At 49.9% G+C, this 24,869-nt stretch carries 24 protein-coding genes, 7 tRNA genes and 1 riboswitch; of the genes, 26 read left to right on the top strand and 5 right to left on the bottom strand.

All coding sequences use genetic code 11. From position 1 onward, the window contains the following. Positions 1-5 precede the first annotated feature (5 nt). The 10 genes from AC506A_RS12315 (at position 6) to AC506A_RS12270 (ending at position 10,439) form a co-directional block, all read left to right on the top strand. Complete coding sequence (locus AC506A_RS12315; protein ID WP_495461286.1) at positions 6-845, top strand: alpha/beta fold hydrolase; 840 nt, start codon at positions 6-8, stop codon at positions 843-845. A gap of 35 nt (positions 846-880) precedes the next feature. Continuing rightward, positions 881-1,537: a DUF6483 family protein gene (locus tag AC506A_RS12310; protein ID WP_495461285.1), complete on the top strand. Its 657-nt coding sequence runs from the start codon at positions 881-883 to the stop codon at positions 1,535-1,537. Positions 1,538-1,554: 17 nt separating this feature from the next. Beyond that, positions 1,555-2,748, top strand: a complete 1,194-nt coding sequence (locus AC506A_RS12305; protein WP_495461284.1) for a class I SAM-dependent methyltransferase — start codon at positions 1,555-1,557, stop codon at positions 2,746-2,748. A 139-nt stretch (positions 2,749-2,887) separates the two neighbouring features. Beyond that, positions 2,888-4,558, top strand: coding sequence for a histidine kinase N-terminal 7TM domain-containing diguanylate cyclase (locus AC506A_RS12300; protein ID WP_495461283.1), 1,671 nt, complete (start codon positions 2,888-2,890; stop codon positions 4,556-4,558). Positions 4,559-4,570: 12 nt separating this feature from the next. Continuing rightward, a complete protein-coding gene (locus AC506A_RS12295) occupies positions 4,571-5,257 on the top strand; it encodes a GGDEF domain-containing protein (RefSeq protein WP_495461282.1) in 687 nt (228 codons plus the stop codon). A gap of 36 nt (positions 5,258-5,293) precedes the next feature. Then, positions 5,294-6,376: an HD-GYP domain-containing protein gene (locus AC506A_RS12290; protein WP_495461281.1), complete on the top strand. Its 1,083-nt coding sequence runs from the start codon at positions 5,294-5,296 to the stop codon at positions 6,374-6,376. A 31-nt stretch (positions 6,377-6,407) separates the two neighbouring features. Next, positions 6,408-6,511: riboswitch (cyclic di-GMP riboswitch) on the top strand. A gap of 127 nt (positions 6,512-6,638) precedes the next feature. Then, complete coding sequence (locus AC506A_RS12285) at positions 6,639-7,352, top strand: PilZ domain-containing protein (protein ID WP_495461280.1); 714 nt, start codon at positions 6,639-6,641, stop codon at positions 7,350-7,352. A gap of 153 nt (positions 7,353-7,505) precedes the next feature. Further along, positions 7,506-9,614 carry an O-antigen ligase family protein gene (locus AC506A_RS12280; RefSeq protein ID WP_495461279.1) on the top strand — a complete coding sequence of 703 codons (2,109 nt, stop codon included), beginning with the start codon at positions 7,506-7,508 and terminating at the stop codon, positions 9,612-9,614. A gap of 67 nt (positions 9,615-9,681) precedes the next feature. After that, positions 9,682-9,972, top strand: a complete 291-nt coding sequence (locus AC506A_RS12275; protein WP_495461278.1) for a MazG nucleotide pyrophosphohydrolase domain-containing protein — start codon at positions 9,682-9,684, stop codon at positions 9,970-9,972. A 104-nt stretch (positions 9,973-10,076) separates the two neighbouring features. Then, positions 10,077-10,439: a hypothetical protein gene (locus tag AC506A_RS12270; RefSeq protein WP_495461277.1), complete on the top strand. Its 363-nt coding sequence runs from the start codon at positions 10,077-10,079 to the stop codon at positions 10,437-10,439. A gap of 126 nt (positions 10,440-10,565) precedes the next feature. On the opposite strand, the gene AC506A_RS12265 is transcribed toward AC506A_RS12270, so the two are convergent. Both AC506A_RS12265 and AC506A_RS12260 read right to left on the bottom strand, forming a co-directional pair. Beyond that, positions 10,566-10,877 (bottom strand): dehydrogenase, encoded by a 312-nt coding sequence (locus AC506A_RS12265; protein ID WP_495461276.1) that lies wholly within the window; start codon positions 10,875-10,877, stop codon positions 10,566-10,568. Between the two features lie 58 nt (positions 10,878-10,935). Further along, a complete protein-coding gene (locus tag AC506A_RS12260) occupies positions 10,936-11,382 on the bottom strand; it encodes a cupredoxin domain-containing protein (protein WP_495461275.1) in 447 nt (148 codons plus the stop codon). 161 nt (positions 11,383-11,543) lie between these two features. Between AC506A_RS12260 and uptA the strand changes: the two genes are divergently transcribed. From uptA to AC506A_RS12240, 4 genes are all read left to right on the top strand, one after another. Beyond that, the gene (uptA, locus tag AC506A_RS12255) at positions 11,544-12,170 is read left to right on the top strand and encodes an undecaprenyl phosphate transporter UptA (RefSeq protein ID WP_495461274.1); all 627 of its coding nucleotides are present in this window, start codon (positions 11,544-11,546) and stop codon (positions 12,168-12,170) included. An 80-nt stretch (positions 12,171-12,250) separates the two neighbouring features. Further along, positions 12,251-12,817: a thioredoxin family protein gene (locus AC506A_RS12250; protein WP_495461273.1), complete on the top strand. Its 567-nt coding sequence runs from the start codon at positions 12,251-12,253 to the stop codon at positions 12,815-12,817. Between the two features lies 1 nt (position 12,818). Next, entirely contained in the window at positions 12,819-13,454 is a 636-nt protein-coding gene (locus AC506A_RS12245; RefSeq protein ID WP_495461272.1) for an MBL fold metallo-hydrolase, read from the top strand. A gap of 111 nt (positions 13,455-13,565) precedes the next feature. Then, positions 13,566-15,770 carry a Tex family protein gene (locus AC506A_RS12240; RefSeq protein WP_495461890.1) on the top strand — a complete coding sequence of 735 codons (2,205 nt, stop codon included), beginning with the start codon at positions 13,566-13,568 and terminating at the stop codon, positions 15,768-15,770. A 102-nt stretch (positions 15,771-15,872) separates the two neighbouring features. On the opposite strand, the gene cmpA is transcribed toward AC506A_RS12240, so the two are convergent. Continuing rightward, entirely contained in the window at positions 15,873-16,007 is a 135-nt protein-coding gene (gene cmpA / locus AC506A_RS12235) for a cortex morphogenetic protein CmpA (RefSeq protein ID WP_495461271.1), read from the bottom strand. A 123-nt stretch (positions 16,008-16,130) separates the two neighbouring features. Continuing rightward, positions 16,131-16,484 carry a hydrolase/acyltransferase gene (locus tag AC506A_RS12230; protein ID WP_495461270.1) on the bottom strand — a complete coding sequence of 118 codons (354 nt, stop codon included), beginning with the start codon at positions 16,482-16,484 and terminating at the stop codon, positions 16,131-16,133. Positions 16,485-16,628: 144 nt separating this feature from the next. Between AC506A_RS12230 and AC506A_RS12225 the strand changes: the two genes are divergently transcribed. From AC506A_RS12225 to AC506A_RS12200, 6 genes are all read left to right on the top strand, one after another. Next, positions 16,629-17,108 carry a SprT family protein gene (locus AC506A_RS12225; RefSeq protein ID WP_495461269.1) on the top strand — a complete coding sequence of 160 codons (480 nt, stop codon included), beginning with the start codon at positions 16,629-16,631 and terminating at the stop codon, positions 17,106-17,108. Between the two features lie 28 nt (positions 17,109-17,136). After that, positions 17,137-17,212 (top strand) — tRNA-Asn (locus tag AC506A_RS12220). An 8-nt stretch (positions 17,213-17,220) separates the two neighbouring features. Next, positions 17,221-17,311 (top strand) — tRNA-Ser (locus AC506A_RS12215). An 82-nt stretch (positions 17,312-17,393) separates the two neighbouring features. Beyond that, a tRNA-Glu gene (locus AC506A_RS12210) sits at positions 17,394-17,468 on the top strand. 36 nt (positions 17,469-17,504) lie between these two features. Beyond that, positions 17,505-17,586 (top strand) — tRNA-Leu (locus AC506A_RS12205). Positions 17,587-17,662: 76 nt separating this feature from the next. After that, a complete protein-coding gene (locus tag AC506A_RS12200) occupies positions 17,663-18,004 on the top strand; it encodes a DUF952 domain-containing protein (RefSeq protein ID WP_495461268.1) in 342 nt (113 codons plus the stop codon). 54 nt (positions 18,005-18,058) lie between these two features. Here AC506A_RS12200 and AC506A_RS12195 read toward each other — a convergent pair whose 3' ends face one another. After that, entirely contained in the window at positions 18,059-19,111 is a 1,053-nt protein-coding gene (locus AC506A_RS12195; RefSeq protein WP_495461889.1) for an LLM class flavin-dependent oxidoreductase, read from the bottom strand. A gap of 580 nt (positions 19,112-19,691) precedes the next feature. Between AC506A_RS12195 and AC506A_RS12190 the strand changes: the two genes are divergently transcribed. The 6 genes from AC506A_RS12190 (at position 19,692) to AC506A_RS12165 (ending at position 24,804) form a co-directional block, all read left to right on the top strand. Further along, positions 19,692-19,766 (top strand) — tRNA-Glu (locus AC506A_RS12190). Positions 19,767-19,771: 5 nt separating this feature from the next. Continuing rightward, positions 19,772-19,844: transfer RNA gene (locus tag AC506A_RS12185), tRNA-Lys, on the top strand. 39 nt (positions 19,845-19,883) lie between these two features. Next, positions 19,884-19,965, top strand: a tRNA-Leu gene (locus tag AC506A_RS12180). A 122-nt stretch (positions 19,966-20,087) separates the two neighbouring features. Then, entirely contained in the window at positions 20,088-20,747 is a 660-nt protein-coding gene (locus tag AC506A_RS12175) for an HAD family hydrolase (protein WP_495461267.1), read from the top strand. A gap of 147 nt (positions 20,748-20,894) precedes the next feature. After that, the gene (locus AC506A_RS12170) at positions 20,895-24,266 is read left to right on the top strand and encodes a GH36-type glycosyl hydrolase domain-containing protein (protein WP_495461266.1); all 3,372 of its coding nucleotides are present in this window, start codon (positions 20,895-20,897) and stop codon (positions 24,264-24,266) included. Between the two features lie 172 nt (positions 24,267-24,438). Beyond that, the gene (locus AC506A_RS12165; RefSeq protein WP_495461265.1) at positions 24,439-24,804 is read left to right on the top strand and encodes a hypothetical protein; all 366 of its coding nucleotides are present in this window, start codon (positions 24,439-24,441) and stop codon (positions 24,802-24,804) included. Positions 24,805-24,869: the final 65 nt, after the last annotated feature.

Genomic DNA, 24,869 nt, shown 5'->3' with positions numbered 1-24,869 from the left:
GCCGCATGTCTTTGAAGCAGCTCTCTCTGGCGAATAACGCCTTTCAATTACCGAACGGTCAAACGATTGCTTATTATGATTCCGCGCCTCAAACAGGTGAATCCGCGGCCGATACGGCTATTGTGCTTTTGCACGGATTCTGCGGAAGCTCTGCCTATTGGGTAGAAGTTGTGTCCACGCTTTCGGCACATGGACGTGTGATTGCACCGGATCTTCGCGGTCATGGCGGGAGTACCGCACCGGACCACTCTCCCTATGAAATGGAGCAGTTTGCGGAGGATCTCTTGCTGCTGCTGCGCGAGCTTGGCATTGAGCGCGTTCATTTATTCGGTCATTCGCTGGGCGGTTATGTGTCGCTTGCTTTCGCGGAAAGGCATCCGGAGGTACTGAAATCGTTTGCGCTCGTGCACTCTACCGCTAAGCCTGACAGCGAGGAAGCCAAAGGAAATCGGGATAAAGCGGCGAAAGCGCTGCTTGCTGATGGCATCGGTCCATTTGTAGAGGGGCTGGTTCCGAAGCTGTTTGCGCCTGACCATAAAGAAACGATGGCTGCGGCTATAACGGATATGATCGAGATTGGACGAGGAACTTCGGCTGCAGGAGCGGCGGCGACGGCGCTTGGAATGAAGGCGCGCCCCGATCGGACCGGTGTGCTGGAACAGCTAAACGTACCGCGCCTGCTTGTTGCGGGATCTGAGGATGGTGTAATCGCCCCAGCGAATACGTTTACGGTAGATGGCCCCCATGTTACGCAAGTGCTCCTTGAAGGTTCCGGCCATATGAGTATGATAGAGTCTCCAGAGCAGCTGGCCGGTGAGATGGTCGCTTTTTTGAAGTCGCTTTAAGCGGCAAGCATGAGGCTGGAGAGGGGGTGCGATCATTGTTTCAAAGGGATTATTTTATGCGGATGATTGAGCAGATGAGCGAAGTTGTCGGCCAAGTTATGGGGCTGAGACAGCAGCGCAAGCAAGAGGAGGCGCTGCTTGTCATTGACGAGCTGCTCGATCGGCAGTTTCGGATGAACGGGAAGCTGATTCGCCAACTGTCGGATGCCGATCTTGTTCGCATGATGACGACGAATGGGATCGTAGAAACCGCCAATTTGCATGCCGTAGCGCTGCTGATTAAGGAAGAAGCCGAAATTCTGACCGAACTTGGCAGGCAGGAACAGGGTTATCCGCTGCAGTTGAAGTCCTTTCATCTGTTCATGCGGCTAGCTATTCTGGATGCGCCGGCGCTTCTGCGCACGCCTACGGAAGAAGCGGCAGAGCTTGAAACGAAGCTCGGTATCTATGAGCTTCCAAGAGAGACAAAGCTGCTGATGTGGGAGTGGCATGAAAGCGGCGGACGCTATGATGAGGCCGAGAATGTGCTGCATGAGCTCACGGAGGATGGTGCAATAGAGGCAGAGGAAGCGGTAGAGTTCTATCGCCGACTGCTGCTGCTGCCGGATGAGTCGCTCCTACAAGGCGGCTTGCCTCGCGATGAGGTTAAAGAAGGTTTAGAACGCATGAAGCAACAATTGACGCAAGCTTAGGAGCTGAATAGAAACAGATGGAAAGCAAGGAACAATGGCAATCGGATATTGAGCAGTGGGTGGGCAGTGGTTTGCTGCGGCAGGCGACCTTTAGTCAGCTTCGCCGCAAGGATGGCCAAGTGCCGGCTAAGACGGTCATTCGTCCGATTGAGCTCAAGGGAACGCTGCACTATCAATTTCAATATTATATCGATAATAAAGTGACGCATGAGAATGTCCCGCAAGCGGATGCCGCGGATCGCATTGCAGCTTGGCTGGAGCAGCATTACCGGCAGGCGTTATTTAAGACAAACGAGGCAGACGTACAGGTCCTATTCTCGAAGAAAGGCAAAGCTGCGGTTGTCACGAAGCCTGCTACGACTAAAGCAGAGCCGGAATCGCTGTCCCATAACAGGCAGAAGCAGCGTGTTGTGCAAGAGGGCGAGGCGGCGCCGTTTATGGTTGAGCTTGGCATTATGACCAAGGACGGCCAAGTGGTTGCGAAGAAACAGGATAAGTTTCGTCAGATCAACCGATTCTTGGAGATGGTTACGGATGTGCTTCCGCATCTGCCGGCAGATCGCGAAATTACGATTGTGGACTTCGGCTGCGGCAAGTCCTATTTGACGTTTGCCCTTTATCATTTGCTTGCTGTGAAGCAGCAGCGAAGCATTTCGGTTGTCGGTCTTGATTTGAAGGCTGATGTCATCGCATTCTGCTCCGAGCTTGCTCAGAAGCTTGGTTACGATAAACTCAAATTCCAAGTCGGAGATATCGCGCAATACAAGGATCAATCCAAAGTTGATATGGTCGTAACGCTGCATGCCTGTGATACGGCGACAGATGCGGCTCTTGTTAAAGCGGTAGAATGGGGAGCTTCTGTAATTCTGTCCGTTCCGTGCTGCCAGCATGAGCTGTTTCGCCAAATTCAGAACGAAGCGATGGCGCCGCTTCTATCGCATGGTCTACTCAAAGAACGTTTCTCTGCGCTTGCGACGGATGCCATCCGCACACAGCTCTTGGAAGTGCTCGGCTATCGCACGCAGCTTCTTGAGTTTATCGATCCGGAGCATACACCTAAAAACATGCTGATTCGAGCAGTCCGCACAGCGGCAGGAGCAGTTGATTCGGCACGCAAATGGCAGGAGTATGTCGTCTTCCGCGATATGCTGCAGGTGAAACCTTACTTGGAACAGGCTCTTGGCGAACGTTTGAAGCAGGCAAGTCAATAATAGTTGTTGCTCATGTCAATAAAGATAACAACTTTATTGTCGAATAATTAAACAGTATGATAGAATATAGTTACTTCTAAGAAGATTGTCCCAGTTCTTTTATACGTTTAACAATTCGATTGTGATTTGGGTGAAGCGAATGGGACTAATGACAGGGCTGGACTTAAGCCTATTTCTTTTTTTATTCACCATTTTCATCTATGTATTTGCATTCAATGTAATCACAACACAGCATAAGGTGTATCTATTATTTCACTTCTTCATGATGATTTGGCCGCTCGGCCAAGTCGGCGTCCACACAACGGATCAACCACACCTCCAGATTATATACATTAATATTTCCTTTGTTGGTTTATCGATGCTTGGCTTTGGGTGGCTCCTGTTTACGAAATTTCTGGTGAACGTCAGCTACAGGCCGAGTCGCCGAACACTCGTTTATATGCTGCTTCCATCCGTACTCATTTCGATCGGCGTGTTATGGAATCCGTGGGAAGGCTTCGTTTCTACGGTAGATAGTACTTATGACGAGAGGGTCTATGGTCCTATATTTTGGGCGATGGTGGGCTTACTGATTTCGTATTACGTCTACACGGTGCGCATCTTGCTGAAAGCGTATCACTCGCGCAAGCTGTCACAGGATCGGGTACGAATCGCGAACGCACTCACAGGCATATTTATTATGATGGCATTTCCATTAATGGATTTGGTGGTCAACGTCATTCTTGATCCGTGGCTGCCCGTTATCCCTGGCCTTACGTCGCTTGGCATCGTGTTGTCTGATCTTTATTTTGTATTCTCCTTAAAGAAGCATCGTTCGTTAGACTTGGTCAAGATCGCGCAGCAGGATGTGATGGATACGTTGTCTGTAGGCATTATCGTGCTGGATGAGCATGACAATGTTATTGAGATGAACCGGATCGTCAGTCCTCGCCTGCAAATCGTTATCGGTGAACCTCTCAATATGGAGGAACTGCTTTCTTGGTTTAATATCGACAAAGTGAATGAAGATGAATTTCTCTACACGTACAGGATGAATCCTGCTCAGCGGATTCAAACCGAAATTGTGATTGAACACGACAACTCGCACAAACAGTATTTCTCCCTGCATGTTGGTCCGATCATTGTAAATGAAGGCAGGATCGGGAAAGTGATTACGTTTCAAGATATTTCCGAGCTTAAGTCTCTTATCTTCAAGTCGCAGGAGCAGTATTCTTCGGTGCAAGAGCGTAACCGTGCGCTAATCTATATGCAGGACGAGCTGTTTCAGGCGAATCGCAAGCTGGAACAACTGGCGATTACAGACAGTCTAACAGGCTGTTTCAATCGCAGGTTTCTGATGCAGCAGTTGGAGCACGAGGTACTGACGAACATCCGCTACAAGATTCCATTTGCACTCTTACTGTTTGATATCGATTTATTCAAGCTCGTAAACGATACGTATGGTCATGTGATCGGTGACGAAGTGATACGGAGAACGGCAGATGCCGCTCGCGGAGCACTTCGAAGAACAGATATATTGGCACGCTACGGCGGCGAAGAGTTTACGATTTATTTGCCTCATACGAACAGAGAGCAGGCAGAAATGCTGGCACAGCGAATCCGTGAGGTTGTTCAGAACAATGAGATTGCAATTGGTCGCGGGCGTTCTCCGGTATCGGTAACAATTAGCATGGGAATGCTTGTGGTAGAAGAGCAGTCCGATCTTCAGATTGAAGATGTCAAAGGTTATATCAAAGATTTGTTCTCGAAGGTAGATTCCGCCCTATACAGGGCCAAAGACAATGGTCGTAATCGGGTAGTTAATTTATAAGGAGGGCTGCGAATGTCGCGTAACGGACGTCTTACAGCATGTGTGGCATCATGTGGAGCAACACTAGCTGCAGCGGGTTTAAGCCTACTTGCAAGTAAGACACCTACGCCGCTCGCTGCTCTCATCGGTACCGCTGCTTTCGCAGCGGCAGCCTTGCCTATCGGTTATCTGCTTGGCCTCAAATACGATCGTTTGAAGGAAGCTTCCATACTGGACAGCTTAACAGGACTGTATAATCGCAGGTTCATCGAGACGAATTTCAAGAAGTTGGCGACGAAGGCCAAACGCCAACGGAAGAAAATGACGGTCATGATGCTGGATGTCAATGATTTCAAAGAAGTCAACGACCGTATGGGCCACAGCCAAGGTGATCATGCACTGTGGCTGATTGCAGGAACCCTTACGGAGTGCGCGAACTACGGCGAAATTATCGGCCGCTGGGGCGGCGATGAGTTTATCATTATTTGTCCCTATGCAGATGACAAAGGAATAGATCGATTCGTAAAGCTAATTCATGAACAGCTTTTTAGTATTTCATTGCGAACCGGATTACGCTTATCCGTATCGATTGGACATGCTTCGTTTCCAGAGAACGGTATGGAGCTTAGCCAGTTGTTGCAGGCTGCGGACAAACGGATGTACGCAGAGAAATATATCCGTAAGATGCCGTTGTCCGAACCGGCAGCGTTACAAGCTTAATCCGTGAGCAAGCGGTAAAGGCGGGAATAAACACCGATGAGAAAAGTTCACATCAACTCCGTTAAGCCGGGAGAAAAGTTAGCTCGCCCTATTATGCAGGAGAATGGGAACATATTGCTAGGCTCCGGTGTGGAGTTAAATCAACGATTTATCGACAGATTGGCTAGTTTAGGCATTGACATGCTTTTCATTGATGATCCCCTGACAGAGGGCTTAGAGCCAACTACGGCTATTCAAGACAGCACGCATAAAGCAGCATCGGATACCATTTACAAGACTATGAATTCGCTTATGGATCAGCCGGTTACGAAAGGGAGAACGATTGCCCCTGAGCTTGGCCGTACCTTCCGTAAAGTATTCGGCGATATTATGCAGGATCTCATTAGGCGTGAGGATGTTATGGTCAGTTTGACCAGCATCCATGTGGCGGACAGCTATTTGTTCCACCATTCCTTGAATGTCACGATACTGGCAGGCATAATGGGGTTAGCCAGAGGTTATAACCGCACGCAGCTTGAAGAGCTTGGCATGGGGGCGATGTTGTTCGATATCGGAATGACACGGCTGCCCAAAGAGATTCTAACCAAGACTACTGCATTAACGCCGAGTGAGCGGATCCTCATGGAGAAGCACACCGAGGAAGGTTTTAACATCATACGAGCGCAGCATGATATTAGTTTGCTATCGGCCCACTGCGCGCTGCAGCATCACGAGCGCTATGATGGTTCGGGCTATCCGCGCAAGCTTAAGCGGGAAGCCATTCATGAATACGCGCAAATCGTGGCTATTGCAGATGTATATGATGCGCTGACTTCTCCAAGGCCGCATCGAAAACGATATACACCATCGGATGCGATCGAGTTTTTGTTTGCTGCAGGAAACACCTATTTTGATTTAGAGTTAATCAAAATTTTCTGTAAGCATATTTCTATCTATCCGGTCTCAACAACGGTACTGCTCAGTTCAGGGCAAGTCGCCGTCGTTGCTATGAACGACCCACTCGCGGTTCATCGTCCAACGGTTCGGATTATCCGAGAGCCTGACGGAACGGCGCCTGCTGCAGCCTATCAGATCGACCTCAAAGACCAACATAAGCTAATGATCGTGAAAGAACTGTAGATAGGTTAGCATTCTGCTGACAACTGCATATCATCGATACTGGCAAACTTATCGAAAGGTAAGGACGCAAAGTTACAGGGTCTAATCGTCCGCTCTTCATCAAATAAGCGAACGAATGACAGCCTGACTGCCGAAATGAACACCCGAGCTGGCTCGGGGTTAATGAAGCGGCTCCAGTATTGCATGAGGAAGCGCTTTTTCTGTTTTTACGCCGTACCAAGGTTACGGGAGCGTTTCTACATATGTCAAGGGGGAATAGTAAATGTCAGGCATGAATGAACGAATGGGATCAAGTAAACCTACCTTTGCCATGAAAGCACTGCTGCACAGCCGAACGATGGTCGAGAAAGAAGGCTATGTTTCCACGGGTGTGCTCGCCCATGCAGAAGGTGAAATGATGGAGATCGAATTGACGGAGTTCAAAAACTTCGAGCTCGGTGACCCGGTTAGTTTGACTGTTTATTCACCTGTTGGCATCCACCGGCTGCAATCGACGATTATTGCGAAAGCGGAAGGCTCCATCGCTGTTATTTTCCCAGCCCGCTCATTAGCGGGACTTGAAGAGAAACGGGAATCGCCGCGTATTGAAATCGAGGAGAAGGGAACGATTTCGCGTACGTATTCGCAAGAGGTTGAGAGCTCCAAGGGAGAAAAAATGACCATTGAAGCTACAGACACCTACGATATAGCGCTAAGAAATATTAGCGATACCGGCATGGGGTTCTCCCTAATGAGTCCCCCGACACTCGCGAAAGGTGATACACTCATGGCGAGCTTATCACTTGGCTTTAAGCTGGATTGTAAGGTTGAAATTATTCGCAAGGAAGAAAGCAGCGAATGGAAGTTTTACGGTGCGCGTTTTCTGGATTTGGACGAGCAGCAGCAACGGGCGCTTCGAGCGTATTTGCTGCGCAAGCAAATTGAAGCCTATTTCAAGCTTAAGCAGGAGAAAGCAACGGCTAAGAAGGGGAGATAAACGCGAGTTCCGCGTTGCAAGTATAAGAAGGCGTTTGATCGGATGAAGGTGATCCGGCAGCGCCTTCTTTTTTATAGTCGACCTACAAATATGTTACAATTGGAAAAATAACACATGAAGTACGATGGGGTTCGGGCAAAAGGGGAAGTTGTTATGCGAAGTGGGCTGACAGGATTAGCCGCGCTTGTCGTGGCTGTTGTACTGGCGGGCTCGGGTTACCGGTATGGGATGTTCTTTGATACGATCTTCTATCGGTGGGAATGGATCATCATGGTCGTGTGCTTATTCGTAGTAGGAGCGGCTTTAGCTGCTCATTCTCGGATAGAGGAGAGGCGGCTAAGGGAAGTTATACCCCTGGCGTTCTATGGACTGCTTACGATTGCGCTGTTATACGGGATAGCGTTGTTCCAACGACCGGCTTCCACGCTTGGCAGCCTCGAGCAGGCTTTGCGATGGACGGCTTATGCGGCCTTTGCAATCTCATTGTACAGCTGGTTCTGTACTGGCACCGATACGGTGGTGCGGCAGCATCGTCGGATGTGGCTTTCTGCGGCGATTCAGAGCTCCGGTGCTTTTGTGCTGGCAGGTGCGATTTCGGGTTGGATGGGATGGATCGTTTTCCCCGAGATCATTATGACTACCGGCGATGTAAGGCTGTCCGCTGTTGGAGCTCGATTGTCCGGGTTCATGCAGTATCCGAATTTACTAGGTGCTGTAGCAGGAGCCTATTTGATGTTCGATTTGTTGTTGCTAATAAGAGCAAGAGCAGTAGGCGCATTTATGGGGGCTGCTGCGGCAGTAGTGCCTGTCGTGTTAGTCTTACTGCTGACTGAATCAAGAGGGGCTTGGCTCGTGACTGCGGTTGTATGGCTAGGCGGACTCCTGCTGCTGCAGAGCAAGGAGCGCATTGCATGGCTAATATATAGCGGCTGGGCTTTGATTGGCGGAGGAGCAGCGTATCGTGCTGTCGTTCATGCAGGCTTGCGAAGCGGTACAGCAGGAGCTGGCTCAGGCGATAAGGCTCTGATTGAGCATTATGGAGCGACAACACAGGAGGCCGTGCTTCTGCTTCTGATTTGTGCGGCTGCGCTTGCCGGATTTATTGGTTTGCGGCAGGTGCTGGCAAGAGGACGAGTGCAGCTGCTTAGCCGCATAGCTTGGGGCTGTTGGTTTGCTGGCTTGCTTGGTATGGTCATGCTGCTTCCGTCGGTTATTCAAGGACGCTTAAGCGGCGGGTATCAAACGGCTGGCGCACGCGGGTTATTTTATCAGGATGCCTGGCTGCTGATGAAGGAAGCGCCATTCTTCGGCCGTGGCGGTGACGCGTGGCGGATGTTGTTTACACAAGTGCAATCGGCCCCTTATGTGGGGAATGAAGTACATAGCGGTTATATTGAAATTGTGCTTGACCTTGGCATTGTCGGGCTGTTGATTTTTGGCGCGGTTATGTTTGGCTTGCTCCGGCGAGTTTGGCGATCGAATCCGAACGGCCTTCTCCCTATTAGTGTACTGCTGCTGCATGCGTTGGTGGACTTTGATATGTCCTTCGGCTATTATTGGCTCTTGCTGCTCAGCTGGGTGGTATACTACTCCGGTGAAAACGAGAGCACAGCGGAAGTCAGGCGCGCCATTGTTGCAGCGCCGACGCAACGCGTGCTGCGGACCGCGCTGCTTGTCGCGTCAGCGGCAGGTCTGATCGCCGCTGCCGTGCTCGGCGTGCGATTCGACCGCGCCGTGCAGCACCGCGAGGCGGCTGTTTCAGCAACTCGCAGTGCTGCTGCGCAAACAGCCGCGCTTCGCGCGGCGCTCGAGCTCAATCCGTATTGGACGCGGATTCGACTCGAGCTTGCAGCACTGGCACCGCCGCCGGAACGGGCGGTGCTGCTCGCGGCCGGACTGCGCTATGAGCCGCAGTCCGTGCCGCTCTTGTGGGCGCTCGGCGAGCTGGCGGCCGAGCGGAGCGATGTGCACGGCGCGGCGGCGTATTGGCGCCTCGCCTTGCACTATGATCGTTACGACCGCGACAAGCAGACGGACGCGGTCGTCACGATGGCGCAGCTCGCGGATGGCATGCGAGCTGCTTCGCGCCTCGCCGATGCAAGGCTGGCCGCGCAAACGGCCGTTGCCTTCTTCGAAGCCTATGAGGCGCAGAAGGACAACCCCGGCGTGAACGGCCGCAAATTTGCCGTCACGGCAGAGTCTCAGACAGCGGCGGATCAAAGCCGCCTGCTGCTCAAGCAGCTCGGACCAGTGGAGAGCTAAGCAAGCTTTTTCGATTTGCGCTGTTACATGTTGCACAATTCTACATGTAGAAAGGATAGGAACGATAATGAATACGGCCGAATTTCAGCAGTACGTGAAAGAATGGAGCGCGCTCAAAGGGTTCGACCAGAGCTCCATTGAGCAGAGGATGTTGTACTTGATGACCGAAGTCGGCGAGCTGGCCAAAGAGGTGCTGTCGGTCTCGTTCCATCCGGATGCGGAGCGTAAAGAGAACCTGGGCCATGAGATGTATGATGTGGTTTGGAATATATTCGATCTGGCTAACATGCTGGGGATCGATCTGGAGCAAGCCTTCAAGGAGAAGATGCAGATTAATCAAGAGCGGACCTGGGGTTAGTTCATCGTCAGTGTCAAAACAGGCGCATCGCCCGTGAGGATTGTCCACTCTTCCTATACAGGCGCGGCATAAGCTGTAAGCAACCCCCGAAAGGAGTGATGCTTATGGCATTATCACGCGTAAGACCCAAATATTATTTGCCAAGCTCCGGTAAAGTCATCCGTACATCTGTGCCCAAAACATTAAATGAAACGACTACCACAGGCCCGACTTTCAGCCGACTAACCGTGGTTTGGGTAGCTCAAAACGGTGTTCCATTCCTTACAACCGGCTTCTTCGCTCGTTTGTTCCGCAACAACCAAGTCGTCGCAACGGCTTCCTTTGACTCGTTCGGCGTAGTTCGGTTTAACAACATTGGCACATTGACGAACGTTACTTACACGATCCGTACCTTTAATGCGAACGGCGTTCTGTTTCGTACACGTACCATTCCGTCCGGTGTCCAAACCTATGCAATCATTGGCTAAGCAGCATCTTATCACGCGCAAAACGCTCAATAACGACAACAGCAGCACGGCTCCTCAGAGAGAGCTGTGCTGCTGTTTAGGTTTCAGGGCGTGCTGCTGCGGTGCGAGAAGTGAGTGAGGCAATCATCATCCGCCGAAGGCATCGCGGAAAGCCGTACATAGCTTTGGCTGATCCACTTCCCATAACAGGGCAATATCGGCGCTGACGTTCTCGTCAAACCAGTCGGACAGCAGCTTCCGGTTGCTGGCATGCTCATGAATCCATGGCAAATTGAGATAAACCTTTTGGACGTAGAGCTTCTCGGCGAGCTCCATTTTCTCCTTAGGAATGTACACGCCAAGCCGTTTCACGGTGCGGTAAAGCTCGTTCTCGCAAGCGCGTCTGATTTTGCGTGCAGAAGGATACTCCGAGGTGTGCTTTTGGGTGGAAGGTTTCATCGTAACCGACTCCTCTCTACCCCCTATATATGCACAAGCGCACATACTGGTCACAGCCCTACTGCACCACGATATACCCTACCATCGGCCCGCCGTTTGCAAGCGAGGTATGCGTTAGACATACAATCGGGTATGTTCCTCGCTGTTCGGCAGTGAAGCGCACCACCGTCGTTTGCCCCTTATTCACTTCTCCTTTAATGCCAAGCTCTTGGATGACAAAAGGATGCGATTTCCCGTTTATGCCCGTGATGCGCAGCTCGACATGCTCACCTTTATTCACGACGAGGGTGCCGGGATCGAAGCGGTACACCTCCAGCTCTTTTCCGTCATCGGTTTTGGTTTTGAACTCACCGGTTACAAGTTGATAGACGCGCGACTCCTGCTGCAAAGCGCTCGCCGCTTTGGATTGGTTCCATCTCAAACTCGCGGCTGCAATCACGATGATGAGAACCAGTAGGGTGAATAACCAGAGCTGCTTTCTGCTGACGACAAAAACTTTCGACATATTTGCTCACCCAGCTTTCCTACAAAAGTTACAGCTAGTCTATGCGGAGGCTTGGCCATGAATGCCTGCGGTGGAGGAGGGGGATGGAAGTATGCTAGAATATCGTAAGAGAGGTTTCGTTTCTGGCTGGAAATCGAAGAAAAGAGTCCTCAATATAGAGAATGATAGGAGTTGACGGAGTGGCCTGGTTTCATGAATTAGTGGATACATTGCTGCAATGGATAGAAGGTTTAGGGTATTTTGGAATTGTTATCGGCCTTATGATCGAAGTTATCCCGAGTGAAATTGTTCTTGGTTATGCCGGTTATCTGGTGCATGAAGGTAAGATTTCGTTTCTAGGTGCGGTCATATTTGGTACGATAGGCGCGGTAGCGCAGCAATGGATTCTCTACGCAATCGGTCGCTATGCGGGCCGGCCATTCTTTGAGAAGTACGGCAAATTTATCAAAATCAAACCGAAGCATCTCGACATCGCCGAACGGTGGTTTCTGCGCTACGGGTCAGGCATCGTATTTACCGCAAGGTTTGTCCCGGTTATGCGTCAGGTTATTTCCATTCCTGCCGGGATGGCACGGATGTCCTTCTTGAGGTTTACGGTACTCACTGCACTGGCTTCGATTCCGTGGTCCATTCTGTTCGTTTACTTAGGCCGCTCGCTGGGTGCGAACTGGCATAATATCGACGATAAAGCGGCACCGTACGTACAGCCTGCGATCCTCATCGCGCTTGCGCTGCTGATCGTGTATGTGCTGTTTAAAGTGATGAAACGTAAAGGGAAGTCCATTTAGGACGAGACTGTTTGTGCGCAGGCAGAAACATTTGATACAATATAGTTTAGGAATAAGATCCCAAGAGGAGGCAAATTCACATGGCCAAGAACGTAGCGAACAAGTTGAATAAAGGCATTAGCCCTCAGCAATTTTTAGATTCCATGCAGAAAAATAAAGAAGCGTTTCAAGATTGGGGAAGACGATTTGAATGGTTTAGCGAGGACGATCGTGAGTTTTTCGAATCGATCAACAACCGCGATGATCTGCGCTGTTTGATTCTAATGGCCGAGTGGTGCGGCGACGTTGTTCGCAATGTACCGGTTATTTTCAAAGCGATGGAACTGACAGGCATGCCTATTGACGTCCTTGTTATTGAAGAGCATATGGAAACAATGGATGAATTTCTGACAATGGGCGGAAGGGCGATTCCGATCGTAATCCTTGCAGACACAGGCGGTCATGTACTTGGCCAATGGGGCCCGCGTTCTGCCTATGTGCAGGAGCCGATGACAGCATTCAAGCTGGCGAACCCGGACCGTGAAGCCGCCGATTACCAAGAGAAAATCGCCATCGCACGTCAAGAAATGGGCCGCCGATACGGTGAAGGTACGGGCTATCAGCAAGATATCATTAAAGAGCTGCGCACGTTGCTAGCATCGGTCTAATATGTTCAAGATTGAGACATTTACACTGGGTCCTCTGCAAACGAACTGCTACCTTCTCACCGAGGAAACAGGAAAGCGCGCATTCGTCATCGATCCCGGCATGGGACCGAAGCGACTCATTGAGCGGATTCGCGAGCGCGGGCTTATTATTGAAGCAATTGTTCTGACGCATGCGCATTTTGACCATATGGCCGGCGTCGACGAGTTGCGCCGTGCCTTCAGTTGTCCGGTTTATCTTCATGATGAAGAATCGGACTGGCTGACGGATGCACGCAAGAACGGCTCTGCCCGCTGGGCTGATGTAACAGAGCCGCTGACGACAGAGCCTGCAGAATTTGCGCTGTCGGAAGGGCAGAAGCTGGTGCTGATTGGTCATACCTTCAGCATTCTGCACACGCCGGGACATTCGCCGGGCAGTGTTAGCTTACTGTGCGGCGAGCATCTGATCAGCGGCGATGTTCTGTTCCGGCAATCCGTCGGTCGCAGTGACTTGCCAGGCGGTAAGGAACGCGATTTGTACGATTCGATCCGTTTGAAATTATATAAGCTGGATCCTGCGGTTCGGGTATATCCCGGACATGGTCCGCAGACGACAATCGGCTATGAAATGGCAAACAACCCTTTTGTGCCGGCTTAAACAGCTGGCCTTAAGGGTTCTATTCCGTTAATCTGATGGAGGAATTGAAGCGTGGCTGAAACGAAACAGAAGTTGAAGGATGAAGAATTCGAGGGAAGTGCCTCCGGCAAGATCGAGCTGTCGCCTGAAGAGAAAGCAGCTGAACAGGAGCGTATCGTTAAACGTGTCTCCGCAGAGCTAAACTTGCCGCTTGGCAAGGTAAAATCAGCGGTATCGCTGCTAGATGAAGGAAATACGATTCCTTTTATCGCGAGATATCGGAAGGAAATGACGGGCGAGCTGGATGAGAATGAGCTGCGGGGCATTGAAGAGAAACTGCAGTACATGCGTAACCTCGAGAGCCGCAAGCGTGAGGTCATCCGTCTGATTGACGAACAGGGCAAGCTGACGGAAGAGCTTCGCAGTTCCATTATCGCATCTGTGAAGCTTCAGGAAATCGAGGATCTGTACCGCCCGTATCGCCAGAAGAGGAAAACCCGTGCGAGCGTAGCGAAAGAACGCGGGTTGGAGCCACTGGCGCAATGGCTGCTGTCACAGCCTCGTCAAGCTGATCCAGCGCGTGAGGCTGCACGTTACATAGACGAAGGCAAAGGCGTTCCGACAGCCGAAGACGCGCTTCAAGGCGCAATGGACATAATTGCCGAGCAGCTTGCTGATGATGCCAAAATTCGTGCCTGGGTTCGCCGTTACACGTTTGATCAAGGTATCATGCGCACAGAAGCAAAGGATGCGAAGCAGGAGACGGTATACGAGATGTATTACGCCTACCAAGAGCCGCTCAAGAAGCTGCCGCCGCATCGCACACTTGCCATCAACCGCGCGGAACGTGAAGAAGTGCTTCGTGTCACGTTAGATTTGCAGACGGATAAAGTCCATGACTATATGGACCGCCAAACGATTCGTCCTCAGACAGCGCCTGCTATCCGTACCATCTTGCTGCAAACGATAGAGGATGCTTATAAGAGGCTGATCGCGCCATCGATCGAGCGCGAGGTGCGCGGCGAGTTGACAGAGAAGGCGGAAGAGCATGCCATCAGCATCTTCTCGACGAACCTGCGCAATCTGCTGCTCCAGCCGCCGGTGCGCGGCAATGTGGTGCTCGGCGTAGACCCGGCTTTCCGGACAGGCTGTAAGCTCGCTGTCATCGATGAAACGGGCAAACTGCTGGAAGTAGCCGTGTCCTACCCGACGGCGCCTCACAATAAAGTAGCCGAGGCCGAGAAGCTGATTGGCGGCTTAATCGACCAATACCGTGTAGAGCTCATTGTAATCGGCAACGGAACGGCTTCACGCGAAACCGAACAGTTTATCGCGGAGCTAATCGGCAAACGCAAGAAAGCGAAGTTAGCTGGCGCAGATGCACTTAAATATATTATCGTCAATGAAGCGGGAGCGAGTGTCTACTCCGCATCCAAGCTTGCCGCAGAGGAATTTCCGAAGCTGGACGTTGCCGAGCGCAGCGCCGTTTCGATTGCGCGTCGTCTACAGGACCCTCTTGCTGAGCTCGTGAAGATTGAGCCCAAAGCGATCGGTGTCGGTCAGTATCAGCATGATGTCAGCCAGAAGCGCTTGGAAGAGACGCTTGGCGGCGTCGTGGAGTCTGCGGTTAACCATGTCGGTGTCGATGTTAATACGGCGTCTCCTTCGCTGCTGTCCTACGTTGCTGGGATCAATGCAACGACGGCGAAGAATATCGTGAAATATCGCGAGGAGAAAGGCAAGTTCAGCGATCGCAAGACGCTGCAGAGCGTGCCAAGACTTGGTGCCAAAACTTACGAGCAGTGCATTGGCTTCATCCGTATACCGGAGAGCCCTAACCCGCTGGATCGTACGCCGATCCATCCGGAATCTTATGCCGTCGTAGACAAACTCTGTGCGACGATTGGCTTGAAGCTGAATGCCTTAGGTACAGAAGCGTTTAAAGAGGCCATCTCCGCCATTCAAACGGAAGAAATTGCACAGAAGCTAGGTGTCGGCGTTCCGACGCTGAGAGATATCGTGGACAGCTTATTGCGTCCTGGCAGAGATCCGCGTGAAGAACTGCCGGCCCCGATTTTCCATACGGATGTACTCAGCATCGAGGATTTGACGCCGGGGATGGAGCTTCACGGCACGGTACGCAACGTCATCGATTTCGGCGCGTTCGTCGATATCGGCATCAAGAATGACGGACTCGTCCATATTTCGCAGTTGAGCAATAAATTCGTGAAACATCCGATGGATGTTGTATCCGTCGGGGATACCGTTACGGTTTGGGTGCTTAGCGCCGACCTTAAGAAGGGCAGAGTCAGCTTGACGATGCGCAAACCGGATTAATCGTCACACCAATGCACGTCACGGCAAAAAGGGTGTTATCTACGAGCAGTCACGACAATAAGCGTCACTGCAAAGAGATAGCACCCTTTTTCTACAAACCTTTTACAAGCTTGCAGAGTCCTCATCAGGCCGTTGACTCGTACGGTAGAAATACCAGCAATCGTTCAATAGACGAATTTGCCTTTGGTCTTTCTTCAGAAAAGCGCGCATTAGTTGATTGCACAGCCATTGCGGCATAGCTTCGCCCTCCTTTCAGCCATCACTTGTTGTACTAATAAGTGTATGGAAGTGGGCGAATGTCCGTGCAGGTCCAACTAGCGCGAATGTTCAAGATTTTGCAAAAACAGGCGAAGCGGAAGCTTAAATGTCGAGCTCTTCCTCGTACCACTGCTCTAATTGTGCTTGCAAAGCGCGAATTTCAGTGAGCAGCGAGATGAGCGGATAGGTTTTCTCTTGAACGGACGAGAATTCTTTCTCCAATTGATTCATGTAATCGAGCCCGGAGTGGATCACAATCGATTTGTCATGAAGCTCTAAATCTGCGCATTCTGCAATGGCATAAGGCAGTACCGGCACTTCGGAAGCGGTTAGCTTGTCGATTTCTTTATGCAGGCGCAAATTAAGCGCGCTTAATTGATAAGCATGTGAGGCAGGCATTTCTACGAACGATAGGTCTTGTCCGTTTTTCATAATGATATAACGCATTTCTGGCATGATCGCGTCTCCCCCTAGATGGATGAATGCTGTGTCGACCAAAGGTCTCCTCAAACCAATCATCATTTACTACTTGACAGTGTAGCGTATTCGTCCTTTAAAATTCAAGTATTATGCGGTTACAAATTCAAGGGAGTACATCGGATGCAGGATAATTTGCTACAGGAATGGGTGGAACGGGTGTCCTTGCAATATTTCGGGATTCCGTTTCGGCACCAAGCGACCTTCAACGGAAGACTGAAGTCTACTGGAGGACGCTATTTTACGAAGACGCACAATATCGAGATCAGCCCTCATCAACTGACCAATTATGGTGAAGAGGAAACCGAGAAGATTATCAAGCATGAGCTATGCCATTATCATTTGCATATTTTGAAGCGGGGATACCAGCATCGAGATGCGGATTTCAAGCAGCTGCTCGCTAGAGTGGGCGGGACGCGATTCTGCAAATCTCTGCCGGAAGGGGTGAAGCGCAAGCAGGAACCCTATCGATTTAAGCTCGTTTGTCGCAGCTGCGGGACCGAATATTTGCGCAAAAGAAAGACCGATCCGCGCCGATATGCTTGCGGAAAATGCCGGGGGATTTTGTTGCTTTATAGGCTTGACTTCAATTCTCAGACATGATACATTATTTCTTGTCACTCATTACTATTCCCTGATAGCTCAGTTGGTAGAGCACTCGACTGTTAATCGAGTTGTCACAGGTTCGAGTCCTGTTCGGGGAGCCATTACTTTTGGAGAGATACCCAAGTGGCTCAAGGGGACCCTCTGCTAAGGGGTTAGACTGCGTAAGTGGTGCGAGGGTTCGAATCCCTCTCTCTCCGCCATTTTTTCTGAATGGAACGCACTTATTTAGTGGACATTCAATTCTCCAATCTCGTTAGCAGCGAGAGGGAGCTTGCAACAAAAGGCCCGTTGGTCAAGTGGTTAAGACACCTCCCTTTCACGGAGGTAACAGGGGTTCGAGTCCCCTACGGGTCACCATTTTCATTCTCGATATGGACAATCACATATCACTTCGCGGTCGTGGTGGAACGGCAGACACACCATCTTGAGGGGGTGGCGCTCACAAGGCGTGAGGGTTCAAATCCCTCCGACCGCATTCCCTAGAAAAACTCTTGAATATTCAAGGGTTTTTCTTCTGTTTAGACGGTAATTGAGAATAAGGAGAGTTCGGGATGATTTATCATTTTATACCAAGGCATGAGTGGATTGCAGCAATAGAGTTACACAAATATGCACCGGAAAGTATCGCTGCTGATGGTTTCATACATTGTTGCACGAAGGATCAAATCAATCTGCTCGCCAATATGTTGTTTAAAGATGAACAAGATTTACTCTTACTTGAGATCGACGAGAAGGCAGTAGAGGCTGAACTTATATATGAAGACTTATATGAAATGAATCAACTATTCCCGCATCTATATGGAGCTTTGAATCTAAATGCAGTCAAAGAAATCTATCATGTGCAATTCATTGTTGATGGTGAGGTTGCATTACAACCTATTGGTGAAGAATAGAGAGCGTGCCCATTCTCAAAGAAGTCATTGCGAGAATAGGCACGCTCATTTTAGTTATTCTTTTGCTTCCAAACGAGCAAGCTCCTTGCGCACGATTGGTGCTACTTTGGTGCCAAGCAGCTCGATGGCGCGAAGCATTTCAATATGAGGCATCGTGCCAACGTTCAAATGAAGGAAGAAACGTGTCACGCCTAAGTTCTTACGCAGCAGTATGATTTTCTCTGCGACATATTCGGGATCGCCTACGTAGAGAGCGCCGCGAAGGCTGCGTGCTGCATCGAAAGTGGCACGGCTGTAAGGCTGGGTCCAGCCCCGCTCGCGCCCGATGACGTTCATCTGGGCTTGGGTTGGGAGGAAGAAGGCATTAGCAGCTTGTTCCGTCGTATCGCTGACGAAGCCGTGTGAATGTGTCGCGATTTGCAAAGTAGCCGGATCATGACCTGCGCGAACTGCCGCTTCTTTATAGAGCTTGACTAATGGAGCGAAGCTCTCGGGCATGCCGCCGATGATAGCGAACGCAATTGGCAGTCCGAGCATACCGGCCCTCACTGCGGATTCCGGATTGCCGCCGCTTGCGATCCAAACCGGGAGTGGTTCCTGAACGGAGCGAGGGTAGACGCCAAGGTTTTGGAAGGCCGGGCGATGGCCGCCGCGCCAGCTTACTTTCTCTGAGGCGCGAATCGCGAGCAGCAGCTCAAGCTTCTCTTCAAATAATTCATCATAATCATGTAAGTCATAACCGAAGAGCGGGAATGATTCGATAAACGAACCTCGGCCGGCCATAATCTCAGCACGCCCGTTCGAAATGCCGTCGAGGGTTGAGAATGATTGATAGACACGGACCGGATCATCCGAGGAAAGAACCGTCACCGCACTTGTGAGTCGGATGCGTTTGGTCATTGCTGCTGCAGCAGCAAGCACAATAGCAGGCGCGGAGCCGGCGTAATCTGAGCGGTGATGCTCCCCGACCCCATAGACATCGAGTCCAACCTGATCGGCGAGAACGATTTCTTCAACCGCATGCCGCAATCTCTCCGCATGGTTAACGGCTTTACCTGTTGTAAGATCATTTGTTGCTTCTAAGAAAGTGCTAATTCCTATTTCCATATTCGCAGTAGTGGTGGTCAATTTGTTTCTCCTCCTTTATTAGTACTAGTGTACTCAGATGTGCGAAAGAAAAACAAGCTAATATGGAATAGTTAGTAGGTGAACTTGAAACTTGATACTTTACTTCATGTATCATGTGATTCGAAATTCTAACGAACCGTACGGGCTTTATTTGGCCAGATTCACCTCTTCCGAGAACGTTACGAACCGTACAGGCGTTATTATGGCAAAAACGGCTTCATTATACATACAAACCGTCAAATAGAGGCTCTACAGTTCGTTAGAATTTTTTCAGAGCTATTTTGGTAGCGAATAAGCGTTCTACGGTTCGTTAGAATTTTCCGTAACTCCTTACCGCTTTACTCACCCCCAATGCCGCACTTCCCATCCCGCAATTTGCTCGTTACAGAATGCGGGCTGCAGTACGCATGATGCGGAATGATTTGTAGGGTTTTAGGGGAACGTATCGATGCGCAGGGCTTCAAGAAATAAAATGAAAAATAATGCTTGCTATTGCCGTTTGGTTTAGATATAATAACACTTGTCGTTTGAAAAGCATGTCGAAAAACGACGAAAATAAGGCCCGTTGGTCAAGTGGTTAAGACACCTCCCTTTCACGGAGGTAACAGGGGTTCGAGTCCCCTACGGGTCACCATTTAAGAGCCATTAGCTCAGTTGGTAGAGCACCTGACTTTTAATCAGGGTGTCGTAGGTTCGAGTCCTACATGGCTCACTTTTACCTCATTCGATATGGCAATTCACATATCACTTCGCGGTCGTGGTGGAACGGCAGACACACCATCTTGAGGGGGTGGCGCTCACAAGGCGTGAGGGTTCAAATCCCTCCGACCGCATCCCAAGAAAAACCCGTAATTCCTTGTAAGATGAGGAATTACGGGTTTTTTGTTTTTTCAGCGTGTGTTGAATCTGATACAATGGTTATGATTTCCTGTTGTACACAAGGAGGGGTCTTGGTATGTCAATTAAGGCTGTATTATTTGATTTTGATGGAACGCTCGCCGATACACTACCATTATCGTTTAGTGCCTTTAAAGCAGTGTTTAAACAATACGATCATAGAGAGGTTACCAACGATCAACTTATTGCCATGTTTGGTCCGACAGAGGAAGGCATAATAGGTGAGAACTTCACCGACAAAGCTTCAGTTTTACAGGCTATAGAGGATTACTACTCGTTATATGAGAAAGGGCATTATCATAATTTCCCTAATGAGCAGAAGCTGGTGGATTTACTTCATTTTCTGAAGGAGCAAGGTGTGAAAATCGGCGTCATTACCGGAAAAAGCAGACGTGCGTTTGTGATCTCATCCGAGGCTTTACAATTACAACAATTTTTTGACATCGCGATTACCGGTGATGACGTCGACAAAGCGAAACCGGACCCCGAGGGTATTCATAAAGCGCTGCACATATTGGGTATAGATAAATCGAGTGCTGTATTTGTTGGAGACAGCAATGCAGACATACTCGCAGGTAAGGCTGCGGGGCTTCGTACATACGCAGTGCGTTGGTTATCTACGTACCAAAGCTCGGTTTATGATAGTTTACCGGATGGCGTGTTTGACCATGTGGCAGAATTTTATGAGTTTCTTGAGAAAGAGCATAGTGACGACTAATAGATCAGAATATAGGGAAGTGACGTTACGACGTTGCTTCTCCTTTTTTTGTCAATTCCATCGTGCGAGAGTGGTATCGAACATGGTATTATATAGTTGGTGATACGTTTCACCAATCGAATAAAATTGAAATGAGAGTGGACTAACGTGAACAACTCAGCCGAAACGAGCAAATCTCTTTCCAAAATCTCATTAAGTGGGGGAAGCCTGCAGTTTACTTTTTTGAACAGCGGAGACTTGTACCAGGCCTCTCATGGGGATGTACTTATCAATCAAGTCCTCTCCAATGCCATCGATGGATCGTTTAACAATGTGTTTCTAAGACTATTCGACGAGGATGGAACGATTACGGAGGTTCTTCCACTGCTGGGCGTTCAATCCCAAAGCCGCTTTGCTTATTCCGATCATGCTGCCGTGTGGGAGGGGGCGGCGAAGGGCGTTTCCTACAAGGTCATTTTCCGGCTATCGGATCGCGGCATCTGGTTCTGGGATATTGCCTTAACCGGTGAAGGCGTTCAAGCGGATCTTGTGTATGGACAAGATATCGGCATTGCCAATCGAGGCGCTGTCCGTTCTAATGAAGCATACGTATCGCAATATATCGGTCATTCGGTGTTTGAAGACACGAGCAAAGGCTACGTCATTTGCTCCAGACAGAATCAACCGCAGCAAGGGAAATTCCCGTATTTGCAGCAGGGGGCGCTAACTGGCGCGATCGGCTACTCCACAGATGGATTCCAGCTCTTCGGATTGTCTTACAAGGAAAGCAATGAAGCGGCAGGCCTTAAGCAGCCATCATTAGCGAACGAAGTCTACCAATACGAGTTTGCGTATGCGGCACTGCAATCGGAACGGATACAATTGAACGGTACAGCGCGAGTCGTATTCTATGGTTTGTATAAGGACAATCATGCTGATGCGGTTGCCGCGCTTGAATATGGTGACGAGGTTGCCGAAGCTTGGGCATGGGCAGATTCACAGACGCTGCTGGAAGCTGTTCAAGAGGTAGAGAAGGTTTCGCTGCATGCGAATATCGGTCAGCCTCTTGTATCTGCATCATTGACCAAAGCCGAAATTGAGCAGCGTTATCCTTCGCGTGAACAGGAAGAATGGGATGGAGAGACACTGCTGTCCTTCTTTACGCCTACGCATGAACATGTTGTGCTCAAGGAGAAAGAGCTTCGCGTAGAACGTCCGCATGGTCATATTATGATGACAGGCAATAATGATCGGATGAATGAGCAGGTTCTGGCAACGACTTCCTTCATGTACGGTATCTTCAATTCGCATATCGTTGTAGGCAATACGTCCTTTAACAAAATGATGTCCAATGCCCGAAACTCGCTCAATATGATGAAGACATCCGGTCAACGCATCTATGTCGAAGTCGGAGGGAGCTATCGTCTGCTGGCACTGCCGTCCGCCTTCGAGATTGGATTCAACTATGCCAAGTGGGTTTATAAATTGCCGGAGGATCAAATCGTCGTGACGAGCTTTACGACATTAGATACGCCGGAGGTGCAGCTGCAGGTCGTTTCGGAAAGCGGCAAATCCTATCGCTATTTGGTGACGAACCAAGTGACGATGGATAATAACGAATACGAAGTGCCATTCCGCATGGAGCAGGAAGGCGATGTCCTTACATTCCGCGCGGATGATCGTTCGTACAGCCGTTCTGTTTATCCTGATCTATGCTACCGCATGAAGCTCGCAGGCGCTTCGATGAGCGTTGGCGATGAGCGGCTGCTGGCTGAGCATGTCCAGCCTGGCGATGCGTCATTGGTTGTGCTGCAAGTCGATGCTGCCGCCAATTGGAGCTTAGTTATTCAAGGGCTTTTGAATGGGGAAGAGCTACCTTTTGTTGTCCGCAATACGGATGAGGAAGCAGCTCGTTACCGTGATTTCTATTATAGAGTAATGAATGGATTTGACCTTTCCCTAGCGGATGGAACAGTCTCAGGCGAGCTGAGCAAGGTAAACACACTCGCGTGGTGGTATACGCACAATATGCTCGTCCATTTCTCAACGCCGCACGGCCTTGAACAATATGGTGGGGCCGCTTGGGGCTCGCGTGACGTATGTCAGGGGCCGGTTGAATATTTCATGGCCACACAGAAGTATGACGTCGTTCGGACGATCCTTCAAACGGTGTTTTCACATCAATATGAGGACACCGGCAATTGGCCGCAGTGGTTTATGTACGATAAGTACATCAAAGTGCAATCGGAAGAAAGTCATGGCGACATTATCGTTTGGCCGCTTAAGGTTATCGGCGAGTATTTGAATGTGACGAAAGACTACAGCATTCTTGAAGAGCAGATTCCTTATACGAACCGGCATACATTTGCGTTTACGGAGCAGACGGATTCACTGCTCGGCCATGTGCTCAAAGAAATTGATTATATTAAAGCGCATTTCCTGCATGGCACGAGCTTGTCTTCATACGGTGACGGTGATTGGGACGATACGCTGCAGCCGGCTAATGCGCAGTTGAAGAAGTATCTGGTCAGCAGCTGGACGGTATCCTTGACCTATCAAGTGATGAAGCAATTAGCTGCGGCGCTCGCTGATTACAATAAGGAATTGTCAGAAGAGCTTTGTGTGCTGGCATCGGGCATTCAAGCCGACTTTAACCGTTATATGCTGCCAACAGGCACCATACCGGGCTTCTTGTATATGGAGAATCCGGAACAGGTGAAGCTGATGATTCATCCTGATGAGAACGAGACAGGCATCCAGTACCGGCTGCTGCCGATGACTAGAAGTATGATCGGCGAGCTGCTTACGAAAGAGCAAGCCTATGCCCATTACGACATCATTAAGGAAAAGCTGTATTTCCCAGATGGCGTTCGCCTGATGAACAAACCGGCTGCCTATAACGGCGGCGTTAGTACGCGCTTCAAGCGTGCAGAGCAGGCTTCCAACTTCGGACGGGAAATCGGCTTGCAATATGTGCATGCACATATCCGGTTTGTCGAAGCGATGGCTAAGCTTGGATTCCAGGATGAGGCGTGGAAAGGGCTGCAGATGATTAATCCGGTTGGTCTGCGCGACGTAGTGCCAAATGCGGAAATTCGTCAAAGCAACGCCTACTTCAGCAGTTCCGACGGCAAATTTGGCGACCGTTACGAGGCGCAGGAGAGATTCGATGAGTTAAGACAAGGCAAGGTTCAAGTGAAGGGCGGATGGAGAGTGTACTCCAGCGGACCGGGAATCTACATGAACCAGCTCATCTCAAACTGTCTGGGCATTCGCCAAGAGGGCGGCGATCTCGTCATCGACCCTGTGCTGCCGAAGCATCTGAATGGGCTGCAGTTTGAGTTCCGCTTGATGGATCAGCCGATCCGATTCGTCTATCATCTGGATGGCAGAGCTGAGCGCAGAGTAACCCTGAATGGAATGGAGGCTTCGCTGCAGCCGACAGCGAACCGATACCGTCAAGGCGGTGTACGGATTAGCCGTGAGACGCTTCTTGCGGGATTGCGAACGGATCAGAATGTGATTGAAATTTATATGTAACTAACAACGCGTACCGATATACACTATCGGTGCGCGTGTTTTTTTATTTGATGGGACAATATTTTAATTTTCAATAGTAGCGATATCCTAATAATTGTGATATATATGATAATAAGGTAGTTCAAAAGGAATAGTGTGGAAGTCCTACCAAAATAAATGCGGGGGATCCGTGATGAGGGAATATTCACGCAGCAGCAACAAGATCGTTATTCAGCATGATGCTGCATCAACAGTCATGCATGAAGCATTAATTGATTATTATCTGGATACTCGCAACTTTAAAGCGATAGCGGAGCTGCAGGAAAAGCAATATAGCCTATGTCAAACCGTTTGGGAATGGGCCCAATCCTGCAAGGAAGGCGACTATTACATTCCCGATCAGGCGATGGAGCTAATCCGGGTTCGCATTAACGAAATCGCGGCATCCGGGACCGTATACATCGCAGATCCGGTTTATTTTATGGACGTGATGCGAGAGAAACTCGTGACGGAGTACCTCTCGGTGGAAGGGAACAGCTATTATTTTGTACGTGCCTAACAGGGACAGTCTCCGGAATATCGAAGGCTGTTTTTTTGTCAGTTGGAAGGGATTAACCTCTTCAT

It is taken from the genome of Paenibacillus sp. N22P23 (assembly GCF_059383735.1).
This window is presented reverse-complemented; position numbering and strand designations above follow the sequence as displayed.